Annotated in this window: 11 protein-coding genes and 1 pseudogene; 3 read left to right on the forward strand and 9 right to left on the reverse strand. The window is 53.7% G+C overall.

Annotation, left to right across the window (positions count from 1 at the left end):
• Positions 1–161 precede the first annotated feature (161 nt).
• From ABS758_RS04320 to ABS758_RS04360, 9 genes and pseudogenes are all read right to left on the reverse strand, one after another.
• Entirely contained in the window at positions 162–1,430 is a 1,269-nt protein-coding gene (locus ABS758_RS04320) for an oligosaccharide flippase family protein (protein ID WP_350381314.1), read from the reverse strand.
• 680 nt (positions 1,431–2,110) lie between these two features.
• Positions 2,111–2,593 (reverse strand): hypothetical protein, encoded by a 483-nt coding sequence (locus ABS758_RS04325; protein ID WP_350380954.1) that lies wholly within the window; start codon positions 2,591–2,593, stop codon positions 2,111–2,113.
• A gap of 264 nt (positions 2,594–2,857) precedes the next feature.
• A pseudogene (locus ABS758_RS04330) lies at positions 2,858–2,992 on the reverse strand (dTDP-glucose 4,6-dehydratase); the annotation flags it as partial.
• 61 nt (positions 2,993–3,053) lie between these two features.
• A complete protein-coding gene (locus tag ABS758_RS04335) occupies positions 3,054–3,392 on the reverse strand; it encodes a MarR family EPS-associated transcriptional regulator (protein WP_350380955.1) in 339 nt (112 codons plus the stop codon).
• A gap of 145 nt (positions 3,393–3,537) precedes the next feature.
• Entirely contained in the window at positions 3,538–5,784 is a 2,247-nt protein-coding gene (locus ABS758_RS04340) for an autotransporter outer membrane beta-barrel domain-containing protein (protein ID WP_350380957.1), read from the reverse strand.
• Between the two features lie 254 nt (positions 5,785–6,038).
• Positions 6,039–6,380: a type II toxin-antitoxin system HicB family antitoxin gene (locus tag ABS758_RS04345; protein WP_350380959.1), complete on the reverse strand. Its 342-nt coding sequence runs from the start codon at positions 6,378–6,380 to the stop codon at positions 6,039–6,041.
• Between the two features lie 169 nt (positions 6,381–6,549).
• Positions 6,550–7,056: a transcription termination/antitermination protein NusG gene (gene nusG / locus ABS758_RS04350; protein WP_350380960.1), complete on the reverse strand. Its 507-nt coding sequence runs from the start codon at positions 7,054–7,056 to the stop codon at positions 6,550–6,552.
• 201 nt (positions 7,057–7,257) lie between these two features.
• Positions 7,258–7,830: a Panacea domain-containing protein gene (locus ABS758_RS04355; RefSeq protein WP_350380961.1), complete on the reverse strand. Its 573-nt coding sequence runs from the start codon at positions 7,828–7,830 to the stop codon at positions 7,258–7,260.
• A 198-nt stretch (positions 7,831–8,028) separates the two neighbouring features.
• On the reverse strand, positions 8,029–9,513 hold the full coding sequence (locus ABS758_RS04360; protein ID WP_350380962.1) for a nucleobase:cation symporter-2 family protein: 1,485 nt from the start codon (positions 9,511–9,513) through the stop codon (positions 8,029–8,031).
• 432 nt (positions 9,514–9,945) lie between these two features.
• Here ABS758_RS04360 and ABS758_RS04365 point away from each other — a divergent pair, with 432 nt between their 5' ends.
• From ABS758_RS04365 to ABS758_RS04375, 3 genes are read left to right on the forward strand one after another with little or no spacing between them, the layout of a single operon-like run.
• Positions 9,946–10,836, forward strand: a complete 891-nt coding sequence (locus ABS758_RS04365; RefSeq protein ID WP_350380964.1) for a sce7726 family protein — start codon at positions 9,946–9,948, stop codon at positions 10,834–10,836.
• Between the two features lie 7 nt (positions 10,837–10,843).
• A complete protein-coding gene (locus ABS758_RS04370; RefSeq protein WP_350380965.1) occupies positions 10,844–11,779 on the forward strand; it encodes a sce7725 family protein in 936 nt (311 codons plus the stop codon).
• Between the two features lie 9 nt (positions 11,780–11,788).
• Positions 11,789–12,811 carry an RES family NAD+ phosphorylase gene (locus ABS758_RS04375; RefSeq protein WP_350380966.1) on the forward strand — a complete coding sequence of 341 codons (1,023 nt, stop codon included), beginning with the start codon at positions 11,789–11,791 and terminating at the stop codon, positions 12,809–12,811.
• Positions 12,812–12,895 lie beyond the last annotated feature (84 nt).

Raw genomic sequence — 12,895 nt, forward strand, 5'->3', positions numbered from 1 at the left:
TCTACAGTGACCACGCAACGCGTTGCCAACCTAAACGCAGAAAGGTATAACCATCTACTCCTACAAGATTGAAAGTCACGATGTCACGGAGCACAAATACGTCGATAAAATTAACAAACGATATTTGAATTTTGGCTAGATATAGCACACCTTGATCCAAATCATATTTTTGTTGATATCGACGGTATTTGATTAGATTTTTTCAAGTTTCGAATCTGCATTGAGCTATAAACTATTTCCGCAACTGCGGATACGACCAATGCTAAAATGATCGAATACATGTTAAATCTGATTAATAAGAATAGAGCGCATGCGAGAGAAAATGAAAATATTGAAACTAACTGGTTCTTCAAAATTAGATCATACCTGTGTTGCGGAACAAACACAAAATATATAAATCCACCGACGACCAAAATAGTCATTATGTTTATGCTTAATATTATAGATATGGGATAGGCATCGTATAATTCTGAAGCAAATTTCAGCCCCACCACCCACGCTCCAAAAAAAAGAACGAAGAGGATGCATGCCACCCCCAAGTAGATCTCATATCTTATAATTTTTCGTACCTGCTCCACCTGTATTCGGCCAACAAGAGCAGGAAAGAGGGCGACATTTATATTTGAAACTAAGATGCTGGGTATAGAAAATATCTTATTTGCCAGATCATAAATAGCAACCTCCTTCATCCCAAATAATACTCCGATTAGGGTTTCCACACTTCTTTGCTTTATTGAAGTAATTGCTGTAGACCAGAAAAATGGCTGAACATCCAAAATGATCTTCTTTATATCTGCAACCGATGGAGCCGGCAATCTACAGACTATAACTGACATCGCTATCAGGAACAACACAACGCCAGAAATGATATTTGTAGATACGATTATTTGCGCGTAAATATATATATCACTACCTGTTTTGACGAACAAAAATATTAATGGGAGGCCAATAATTTTAGCGGACAGTTGCACTGCTGTAACAATCCACATTTTTTGAGAACCATGAAAATACCACACGGGGAGAAAGACGGCGGAAAATGTATTGCAGAAACATATTAGAAGAATATATATATTATCCCTCATTATGGGAAATATGATTATTAGTAATAGGAATACGCCCGCCGCAGCGATCTGTAGTAATAATTTAGCTATCGTAACGCAAGATAACAGATGCGCATGGACGGCACGATTGTTTGCGTCGAGAGAAACCAATTTGGCAGCATGGATATCGAATCCAAAACTTACAAACATGATGAAATATGACGCAACACTGGTACCAAAAACGAAACTGCCATATTGCTCTACCCCAACCGCACTAATTACATACGGATAGATCAATAGATAAAAAAAGGAATTCAGCACGTGAAGCGCCGTCATGTGCGAGTAATTCGCTATAACCTTTTTATTTTTATGAAGAATAGATCGAATGATAGTTAGTTATCCATGAGAAATTTATCTCATTAATTTCAAGCCAAATTTCTGGCGATACGATGCCACGAATTTGGCTAAGGTAGTTCGCCCGGCGGGCCAGCTGTAATGATCCAGCACTTCCTGCCCCCCCCCCTTTTCACTGGGTCATTACACAGCAGCCAGACCCTGGCGCCGAATCCGGGCAATAATTCAAGATAATAATAATTAAGGACTAACCCTGTTGCGAAAGATCATGCGCGGCAATCAGTTCACATTGCAGCCTGCTGCGCACAGCACCGCGCGGATGGCGTCAACCATATGGTCTTTCAAATGACAGCGATTCATTCTATCAACGCATTTCAGATGACTATTCGTCGGCTTCACCGCCTACCACTGTTTAAGAATTTGGTACTCTTGGTTAGTGAGGCGTTTGAATTTACTCCGGTACAGGAGATTGCATTTCAAGACCTCCGCCTCCACACCCGGATAACCCAGATCTGCGTAGACGATCCGCGGCGGCACACCAGTCGCCTCAATCAGAGTGCTGGACTACTCCAACTGCTCAGCCAGCGTGTGGCCGTCATACGGATTACCCGGGAAGCTGCGAACACCTACGATGAGGTTGCCATTCAGAGGTGTGGCGCTGCCGGCCTTTATCCTAAACTCATTAGGCGTCCGGGCTTTGCTATTCGAATTGCACTTCACTTCCTGATCGCGCCAGGCATTGATCTTGTGTCGCTCCTTGCACATGGGGCCCCAACGGCTTCGCGCTTCAACCTCTGCACGCGTATCAGTAACATACCCAGGGCTTCCTGGCTGCTCTGCGGTAAGCACTGTCTTGCTACGCTCGATCCCGCGTGCCTGGTGCCCGGAAATCGTGTGCTGACGTTTGATCCCCTCGTACATGCGTCGGTGCTTTTTGGCATGCGGTTAGCGGGTCCTTTCTTGGACTGCTTCCGGCCTTCCTTGGCGTAGCTTTGCTTCAAGGTCATGCTGTAGGCCTTGGCCGCATCGTCGATCTTGGCGAATGCCACTTCCAGCAAGCGGCTGTCGGTGGGATGCGCCGCCGCCTCGGTATGCGCGGCGACACCCACAATGACTGTCTGTGTGGCCCGTTCAACCAAGCGCAGATTGACGGTCACCACCAGTGTCTGCACTAATAATTCCTCGACGCCTTCTCCCACCAACAGCCCTCGGAATCCACCAATGGTACCGGGGTCTCAAGGCAAGCGATCCTCGAAATATTCCGAACCAAAAAGCACTGCCAGTTGAGGGAATCGCTCCAGAGGTCGCACACGCAATCATCACTTTCGTTAAAGATGTGTTGAGACACAAGAACGAAACCATCAGCCGCATCGACAGCCGCCTCCAATTCCCGCCAGAGAATATGCGCGGCGAACACAGCCAAGGGTTGTTGACCGCCAGCGTCGCGGGGTGCAGGCACGAGCGCTGGACAGGTTATCCAAATTGCCCGCGTGGGTAAGCTTGTCCAGATTAACGATTGGTTCATTGCTTTGAACCACCCAATTAAGAGCAAAATTTGAACTGATAAATCCGGCCCCTCCAGTGATCAAAATAGTCATGCTATTTGCTTAGATTTCTGTCGTTCACAGCCACATTTAATTTTACAAATTACACTGAGCGCTAAGAGTCTTTGCCCGTCTCATGCTGCAGTTGTTTGATTTCCTGCTCCAGGGCTTCGTATTCCTGGCGCTTGATCTTTAAGAAATTGCGGGTCAGCTCCGCCTTGGCGGCAATCCCCGCGGGCGTCAGCAAATAGGCATAGGCCAGCTTGTTGTCGCTGTTTCTAAAGTTTTGTACCTTGATCAGGCCCTTATCCAGCAGTGCACGCATGCAATAGTTGGTTTTACCCAGGCTGATGCCCAGCGCACTGGCCAGCTCGCGCTGGTTCAGGCCGGGGTCGGCCTCCAGCAGGCGCAATACCTTTAGGTGGCTTTCTTGGTACAGGGGGGTCTGTCGCATGGGGGTGATGTGGGGCTTTTTGGGCTTTTGGCACGCTACCGCCGTGCTGTGACACGGTCAGCAAGCGCAGGTGATGTTCATCAAATGAACGTGATAATACATCACCCGGCTGCTGTGTTACATGTTTAAAACGTCAAGATTAGTATCAAAAGGTGGCCCTTACCCCCAACCAAACCCCATGCTGCCACATCCCCGCCCCACTTTGCCCGGTATACGCCAAATTAACCGTGGCTCTTTGGGAGATCGGCGCTTGCACACCCAGATCCAGTTGCCAGGCATGGCGGGCAAGTGGCAGGCCGCTGGCTTGGCGCAGCACATCGGGCTCGGCCCGATAGGCCTGGGGGCTGCTTACGGTGGTGTCACCCCACAGGGTACGCAGGCTTGCTTGCGCAAACATCTGTGCATCGCCATAAGGCCCCGGCCACAGGCGCTGGGCGCGCAGGCCCAGTTGGCCAAGGGTGCGCGATACGGTGGTGGCGGGCAGCTGCGTGGCAGCCAGGCCGCCGGTCTCGGTGTAGGCATCCCGGTTTAGGTGCAGCCACACCAGGCGCCCCCAGGGGGCTATTTCCCAATCGCCCAGCGCCCAGCCTTGGCTGGGGCGCAGTTGCAGCCAAAGCTGGCTTAGGCGGGCACGGGCGCGGCTGTGCAAAGCAGCCTCGCCCCAGGGCAGCGGGCGCGTCAGTTGTGCCCGATGGGCAGACTGCGCTGCACCGGCACTTAGCACGATATCCCGCAGATGGGCTTCGGCCGCCAAACCAAAATGGGCCGACTCATCATGCACATCGTATTGTTGTGCAGATGGGGATAGTGGCATGGCGCCGTTTAGGGTGTGCCGGCGGGTGCTTTGGATACCGGCAAAAGCGGCCAGATAGAGGCGGGGCACTGCGCGCTTGGCCGCAAGGCCAGTGGCACCCGGCGCATCGGCCCCTGCCCCCAGCGCCCGGCTGATGCCAAGCTGCAGGCCCTGGGTGTCGCGGTCATCCCCTGGCAGGCCGTGCTGGCTGTGGCGCTGGGTATTGGCGGCCCAGGTTTGCACCCAGCCCTGGCCGCTGCCGGTGTGCTGCAGGGCGGATTCTCGCGCAAAGCGGCTGTCTTCCAGCAAGGCGCTGCGCCAGCTGGCGTCGGCCGTGTTCAGGCCACGGTCGTTGTATCTCAGGCCCAGGGTAACGGTGGTGGCGCTGTATGCCAGGACAGGATCCAGATAGGGCAAGGTGCTGGCCACATGGCTAAAGCGCCCAAGGCCGGTGCTTAGGCCCACGGGGGTGGTGGCGGATGGGTCTCCTAGCTTGAGCAAGGTGGTGTCCAGGCCGCCATCGGCCTGCACGATTGTCCAGCGCTGGCTGGGGGCCCATTGCCCAGGCGTGGGGCTTACCTGCAGGCTGCCGGCCAGGCGCGCGGTGCCAAAAGACCACAGCTTATCGGCCTGGCCCTGGGCATCGATGCGGATGCGGGTTTGGGCGCTATCGGCCAGCAGCAGCTGGCTGTTAAACAGCAGGGTGCCGGTTTGCGTGGCGGTGCCGGGCTGCAACTGGCCTGCCACCCGGGCCACATCCATCAGGCCAATGCCCGAGAGCACGGTGCCTGGCAATACGTTGATATCGCCAAACCAGAACTGGCCCAGAGGGGCGGTGCCATCCCCCACCTGCAGGCCGCCTTCTTGCAGGGTAAAGGTTTGGCCAAAGGCATAGCTGGTGCTCAGCAAACGCAAGGTACCGGCACCGGTTTTGCGCAGGGGGGCCATGGCGGTGATCAGCCCACGCCAGCTGGCCACGCCGCCGGGTACATCAAAGATGGCCTCGGGGCCGCTGGGGGCCAGAGGCGGCACGCCCCAGGCGGCAGGCACGGTTGCCACCGCGGCGGCCACGGCGGCAAAGGGCTGCACCTGCAGGCTTTGGTCGGCCAATAGGCCATCGCCCAGTTGCAGGCGTGTGCCGGGGGCCATGTTCAGGGTGTTTTGGGCATACCCCAGCGATTGCCCATCGGCCAGGCCCAGGCTGCCTTCGGCCAGCAAGAGGCTGCCTTGCCAGGCATTGGCCCCGGATAGCTGCAAGTGGCCTTGCCCCAGTTTGATCAAGGCGGTGGGTGCGTAAGGCGGCGACGGGCTGGTGGGGTCCAGGCACTGCCCGGCCTGGCTGCTGGTACTGCCAGCGGGGCAGATAGGGCCTTGCAGCTGCAGGGTAAGGCCCGGCGCTACGCTAAAGCCGCTGGTGGCCTGCAGGATTTGTTTGCGGGCGGTGGCCAGGCTTGTGCCGGGCGTGTAGAGATCACCAGACAAAATAAAAGGCACCGGGGACGAATCCCACGGTGCCTCGGGTGGCGCCGCCAGCGCGGCGGGGGGCGGTAAACCTAAACAAGCACACAACACAGCAGTTTGTCGGATGGACATCGACATGTTCTGTCTCCTGTAGTTTTATCTGGTCACATTTGACCTATGTGCTTTTTACAGGAGCTGCGCTTAATTTGTAACTGTCAGGAATGGCAGATTTGGGGGATTTTTTTGCCTGGCAATTAGTTGATTTTTAAAGCAATTTATTGAAAATTTGATTTTTGTTTGATTGACGTTCGCCTGGGTGATACGTGATGACGCATGCTCAAACCGGCAAAGGACAGCAGCCTGTGACGGTAACGCCTGATGAGTTTTAATCGTTAACCGCTGGCGCGCATTTCGTTTTTTAGTGCCTGGATGATCAGTTCGTTCAGGGCAACGCCTCGGCGGCGGGCTTCGTAGGCGGCTTTTTGATGCAGATCGCGGCCCACCCGCACATTGAAACTGCCCTTGAAAGGATGCTCTGGCGGCACTTGGCGTGCTGCACAAGATTGCAAATAATGATCTATGGCGTCCCGAAACGCCTGCTGGATTTCTTTGATAGAGGTGCCTTCAAACAGAATCAGGTCGTTGATGAACTCGACCTTGCCGCACAGGCAGTTGTCCTCAACACTGAACTCGACAGTGCCCAGGTATCCTTTGTATTCCAGGACATTACTCATAGAAACCCCCATTCTTTCAGCCTATGAATCTTGCCTCAGTTTTTTAGTATTAGCAACTAATGTTTAGTTGCTAATGCCATGCACTCGAATATGAGCTCGAGAATGAGGCACTACTTTGGAGGCAGCGTCCAAACCGGTACAGACGATGTTCTACGGATAGGCGGTTTTATCACAGGGGCATAATCTGCCCCAGCCCGACTTGCACGGTTTGGGGCCGGCCCAGGATGGTAAGCAGCAAGGTGACACGGTCTTTGGATACCGCCTGCACCAGGGCCTGCAGGCCCGCCAGGGGAGAATCCTGGATCTGCACAGGCATGCCGGGTTTAAAGGGGCTTACCTGGCCATCGTTGGCTGTTTCGCGCAGGGCCTCGGCCTGGCGGATGGCCTGCACGGCGGTATCGGCCAGGGTGGCGGGCTGGGTGCCAAACATCACCAGGCGGCTGATGCCCACGGTAGAGCGCACCACGGATAAGGATTGCGTGGCGCGCGTGGGGCGCAAAAACAGATAGCGGGGAAACATGGGCTCGTGGGTGGTCAGCGCATCACCCCGCCGCTTTTTAAACACTTTGAACAGCGGCAGGTACACCTCGAAATCCTGGCGCAGCAGTTGCTGGCAGGCGGTGGATTCTTGACGCGGTTTAGTGTGGGCCACGTACCAGGGGCCGGATTGCGCCATATCTCAGGCTTCCCCAAGCTGACAAGGTGGGCTTTCGCGCAAGCCATTTGGCTTTGATGTCAGCACTGCCGTTACAGCATCCTCAGCATCAAGGCTGGCCGCCAGGATCAACACATATTTTGGCATGAATGCACCCGTTTCAGGATGCCGATAGTAGTGAGCATCCCGCCATAGGGTGTTGGCCTGAAAACGCGGCACGGATCAGCCGACTTGGAGATCGGGATGACGAGCTGCCTGGAACATGGCTTGCTCTCGTGCAATGTCCAAAATGGCCGGCTTATTGGGATCATCATCCGGGATCCCTAATTCGTAGGGGATGAGATCACGATCGCCCGCGCCACCACGCCACACCCGATCCCACGCGCCATTTTGAGTATGCGTAACATCGATCATGGGAGGAGACTGCGTATCGTGGTATTGGTCGACAAGGCGCTGCATGATGCGCAACTGACGTGGGGAAAAATCCTGATCATCAAACGCGACACCATTGCGCGGTTTTACGGTTTGGCGCACATAATCAATGACGATTTCTGGAACAATCTCGATCACAGCGCTTAAATCGGCTTCCAGTTGCTCCCATTCTTCCATGAGATCGACAGGAACTGGGCCGAATTTCCAGGCTTGATAGGCATAGCCGGTTACGCTCTTGCCTGTTTGCCGGAAATGCTCGAAATCGAGCAGATACAGCAGTTTGAAGAGTTTGATTTTTCCGCAATACTGAGTGTTCTGAGCAAAGAACACGATTGCGTTGAGTAGGCGTCGTCTGTGGATCATCTAAAGGGCCTCTCTGTGCAGAAACCAGAGATACACATTATCGCATCTGCTCTCGAAAGGCACCACCCTGAGCACGACATTACGTGGGCAATTTAATCACATCCAAAAAACCACCGCCGATGCTTCAGGCGATGGTTTCCAATAAACGATTAGCCGGAACTCGTCTCTTTTTTAGAGAGGCAGAGCCCGGCTGCCAGATCACGCTTCGGCGTGCTTGGCGGCTTCTACCGCGCCTTGGGTGTCGTGCGGGGCGCCGTTAAAGAACAGGTTAAGCAGCACGGCCGACAAAGAGGTAAGCAAGATGCCGGATTCGATCAGCGGGTGGATGGCCTTGGGCATCCATTGCATGAAGTGCGGGGCCACCATGGGGATCATGCCCATGCCGATGGCAATGGCGACGATGATGGCGTTGTGGCGGTTGTCTTTGAAATCCACGCCGCTAAGGATGCGGATGCCGGTGGCGGTAACCATGCCAAACATCACGATGCCGGCGCCGCCCAGCACCACGGTGGGCAAGGATTCTACCAAGGCGGCCAGCTTGGGCAGCAGGCCCAGAATCAGCAGGATGACCCCGCTGGCCACGCACACAAAGCGGCTGCGCACGCCGGTTACGGCCACCAGGCCTACGTTTTGCGAGAAGCTGGAATACGGAAACGTATTGAAGATGCCGCCAATCAGGGTGCCCAGGCCATCGGTGCGCAGACCACGGGCCAGGTCTTTTTGGCTGATCTTCTTGCCGGTCATGTCCGACAAGGCCAAAAACATCCCCGTGGATTCGATCAGGATGACGATCATCACGAGAGTCATGGTGAGGATCATCCAGAAATCAAACTTGGGCATGCCAAAATGAAACGGCAGCACCACATCCACCCAGGCGGCCTTGGCCACTTTGTCGAAGTTCATGATGCCCATGCTGGTGGCCACGATGGCGCCCACCACAATGCCCAGCAACACGGCGATATTGCCTAAAAAGCCCTTGCTGAACTTGGCAATCAGCAGGATGGACACCAGCACGATGGCGGCGATGCCCACACCGGTAAGGTTGGCATACCGGGGGTTGGGCACGGTGGGCATAATCGATAAGCCCTGGGGCACGGCCGCCAGGGGTGAACCCGGCGCCGAGGCCGCTACCTGTGCGCTTTTAAGCCACTCGACATAGCTGGGGTCTACCGTTGACGGCGCGGTGGGGCCAAAGGGGTTGCCAAAGATCCAGTTGATGCCCACGCGCATCAGGGTGATACCGATGATGGCAATGATGGTGCCGGTAACCACGGGCGGGAAAAACCTTAGCAGCCGGCTGATCCACGGGGCGATGATGATGGTGATGATCCCCGCCGCGATGATGGTGCCAAATAATAGCTGGGCGCCTTCGTGCCCGGGGTTGGTGGTGGCGATGTGGATCATCGGGCCCACGGGTGCAAAGCTGACGCCCATGATCACGGGCAGCTTGATGCCAAACCACTGCGTGACCCCCAGCGATTGGATGATCGTGGCCAGGCCGCAGGCAAAGAGGTCGGCGGCAATCAGCAGCGAGACCTCGTGGGCATCCAGGTTAAGCGCGCGGCCGATGATCAGTGGCACGGCCACGGCGCCCGCATACATCACCAGCACGTGTTGCAAACCCAGCGCAGTGAGTTTGCCCATGGGCAACATCTCATCTACTGGGGCGACGGCATTGTTCATGGTTGTCTCCAGAATAGTTCTGTGTGGCAATGTACAGAAGCATGCAGGCCAGGGCTATAGGAAATCTCCCATAAGGGTTTTGTTGCTTCACGCATAATTCCGGGATAACCCTTGAAGGAGAGGGGTGCCGGGGCGGCTGATCAGGGTAAACACGGGGCTGCCGACGCCAAGGAACACCGAAGTAAATGGCGGTTCCCGGTAGGTCAATTGCATCCCGTTTGGGGATCGCTAATTGCACCGCTGAGTGTTAAGGTACTCGTAGTTTTTTATTGTCCTGATGACATCAACGAACCAACGCTTTGGATATCCATGAAGCAGATACGGCTCGGCGTTACGATGTATTTTAAAAAACTTTATATAAATATATGGATATCATCGACCCAAGGCTATGAAGACGCGAAGTGCCCAAAAATTCATGGTTGAGGTGAGGGAATGAAGACTCACAGCTCAGCACAGCTTTCTGCTTTGACTCAACTATTCTCCGCCGCCGTTTTTCGTGAAATGGCAAAGAAAGGCCAATCTGGCTTGTTTCGTCGGCTGCTAGGACAGACTGATTTGATCAAGCACGCCGACCAATGTATGACCGTTGGTGATACTTTCGACTCTGCGTTCGATATTTTGAAAATTGCTGGGCACCGCGATGAATACGTCTACCGAACAGCAATTACCCATAAAATTTTGATGGGAACACACTCGCTTCGCACTGCCTCGATGCTCAACGAGTTTCGCGTTGGCAGATGCAAAGCTGATCTTGTCATCTTGAATGGTACTGCGACCGTCTACGAGATTAAATCGGAGCGAGATTCACTTGCACGGCTCTTTAACCAAATCGAAAACTACAAACGAGTTTTCGCCACGGTGAATGTGGTCGCGAGTGAAGGCCACATTGAAGGCATACTGGGGGCAATCCCGGATGACGTGGGAGTGATGTACCTCTCCAAGCGCTACAGAATTACATCAGTACGCCAAGCAGTCGATTGTCCGGCACGGATTTGTCCGGTGACTGTATTCGAGTCGCTGCGAATGGATGAGGGCATCAGAATCTTGCAAGCAATGGGAGTAGCAGTACCGGAGGTTCCAAATACACAGAAGCACACCGTGATGCGTGACCTCTTCGCCAATCTAGACCCAACTATTCTGCATGCGGAGATGGTTCGGACACTCAAGCGGACACGCAACCTTGCACCGCTCCGCGGATTTCTTGATTGTCTGCCTAGATCCTTGCAGGCTGCGGCATTGTCAATATCAGTGCATCGTTCTGAACGATCTAGACTAATTGACGCCATATCTACTCCGTTGCATGTGGCCATAACTTGGGGCTAACCGACGTATGTACTATCCTTATTTCCGAGGAAAACAGTTCGAGCTCATCACGATCCGTGAGATGGCGGAGTTGCTCGCCAAAAATAATTTTGTACCTGTGATTGAGCCAGTACGCGAGTCGCTTGGCGGGCTTAAAAAAGCATTGAAGACAGTATGCGATGCTGGTGGAAGCGCAATTGTTATCGTGAACCCTTATCACGGTGATCATCAGGAAAACGGAGCAAGTATTACAGGCCTCCTGCAGGAAAATTTTAAGGGCGATGACAATATTTCTGCCGGCATCCTGCTACGTAGTGATATGACAGCCGATGAAGTCGTGACATGCTATCACCAGCATGTGGATCATCACGCTGTTCTAATCCACTCAGGCTTCACTGATCAGAAGGCATTGGCGGCAAAGTTGAAAGACGGCATGTCCGGCCTCACCAACATTTTCATCGAAGATCATGCCAAGCTGCTTTATCGGAAGCACTTTGATCAAAGCACGCGCATCCTCGTACGCGACGGATTCAAGCGGCTGCGTAATGCCGACTATCCTCCGATGGAGGAATTTTCCGATCTCCACGTTACCTATGGCGACCTCGGCATGGCTGGTTTCGGGGATTTCCTGATTGTTGGCGATGCCTACAGCGAGAGCGGTGGCCCTGCCTATGCTGTCGCAATCCACCTAACCTTCATTGATCCTGACAAAGATGATGTCATGTACATCTATCACTTTGTCTCAGACACGAGGGATACGCCAACTGACCCTGCCGGCAAGTTCGCACAGGCATTGGCGAAGTTGATAGCTAAGCTGGATAGTGGAACCTCTCACATTCTTGAGACCGAAGCAATCAATGAGTTCCGGGGATTGCACGCTAAGGGCCATTTTCCTGGTCTTGGCTACATCAAAAAGCTCTCGATGAAACATCACATCGAGACGCTTGCTGCTTATCTCAACTGAGATAGTCGCATGGCAAAGCGTTTTTGCTGCCCGGAATGTTTCGACGATCACGCCTTACGTGATCAACTTTTTCCTTCACTTGATCCTGTCCATGGAACATGCGATTTCTGCGGGACCACTAATACTCAGCTCGTTGAACCAAGCAGGCTTTCGAATTATTTCGAGCTATTAGTAAATGTCTACGAACCAAGTGCAGAAGGGAAGTCGTTGGTCGAATGGATGAAGGACGACTGGCAGCTCTTTAGCCATCAGCGCATGGATGTTGCCCACGCTAAAGAGCTTCTCGGCGAGATCCTTGATGACGGTGAGATTATCCGGCGCAGTTTTACTCCGTCGGCCAGTTATATCAGCGAAGGCCTTGCTCAGTGGGACAAGCTGCGCGACGAGATGATGTATGGTAATCGCTGGTTTCTCGACGTCGCCATTGACCTAGACCGCCTCCGCCAACTTCTCGATATGCTGCTAGCCCCGGAATTACCCCAAAAATGGTATCGCGCACGGATCCGCATTGAGGATGATGTATTCCAAATCGAGCAAATGGGTGCACCGCCAAGACGGCGTTCATTACATGGCAGAGCCAATCCGGCAGGCATTCCCTACCTTTATCTGGGGTCACTTCCTGATACAGCAGTTGCTGAGATTCGACCCCATACCGGTGAGTTTGCTTGCGTTGCTGACTTCACGATCCCCGAGATCAAGGCTGTGGATTTACGTAATCCACGCAAATTGGTGTCGCCATTCATCCTGACTGATGCGAGCGAAATCGGCCAGTTGCGTGCTGATCTACCTTTTTTGGAACGCCTAGGCCAAGAGTTGACGAGACCAGTTCAGCCGGCCGGAGCAGCAATCGACTATATTCCAAGCCAGTACCTTTGTGAATTCATCAAGAAGAGCGGCTTCGACGGAGTTGTCTACCGTAGCTCCGTTAGTGACGGCATCAACCTAGCGCTATTCAATCCCGAGCGGGCGGTTGGAGGGATCGTGTTGCTTTACAGCGTGACTAAGGTATCCGTTCAAGTAAGCACGGCGTAAGACATTTTTGAGCACAGGAACCTGATCATAGAGATAAATCAGCATCTCATATGGCTTCCACCCATCAGACTGTTTTCACTAGAC

This window comes from Castellaniella sp. FW104-7C03, from assembly GCF_040276085.1.
GTDB lineage: Bacteria > Pseudomonadota > Gammaproteobacteria > Burkholderiales > Burkholderiaceae_B > Castellaniella.

Bases quoted from the DNA above. Each gene is read 5' to 3' on its own strand.
- ABS758_RS04335 (WP_350380955.1), bottom strand. From the start codon at position 3,392: ATGCGACAGACCCCCCTGTACCAAGAAAGCCACCTAAAGGTATTGCGC.
- ABS758_RS04340 (WP_350380957.1), bottom strand. From the start codon at position 5,784: ATGTCGATGTCCATCCGACAAACTGCTGTGTTGTGTGCTTGTTTAGGT.
- ABS758_RS04345 (WP_350380959.1), bottom strand. From the start codon at position 6,380: ATGAGTAATGTCCTGGAATACAAAGGATACCTGGGCACTGTCGAGTTC.
- nusG (WP_350380960.1), bottom strand. From the start codon at position 7,056: ATGGCGCAATCCGGCCCCTGGTACGTGGCCCACACTAAACCGCGTCAA.
- ABS758_RS04355 (WP_350380961.1), bottom strand. From the start codon at position 7,830: ATGATCCACAGACGACGCCTACTCAACGCAATCGTGTTCTTTGCTCAG.
- ABS758_RS04360 (WP_350380962.1), bottom strand. From the start codon at position 9,513: ATGAACAATGCCGTCGCCCCAGTAGATGAGATGTTGCCCATGGGCAAA.
- ABS758_RS04365 (WP_350380964.1), top strand. From the start codon at position 9,946: ATGAAGACTCACAGCTCAGCACAGCTTTCTGCTTTGACTCAACTATTC.
- ABS758_RS04370 (WP_350380965.1), top strand. From the start codon at position 10,844: ATGTACTATCCTTATTTCCGAGGAAAACAGTTCGAGCTCATCACGATC.
- ABS758_RS04375 (WP_350380966.1), top strand. From the start codon at position 11,789: ATGGCAAAGCGTTTTTGCTGCCCGGAATGTTTCGACGATCACGCCTTA.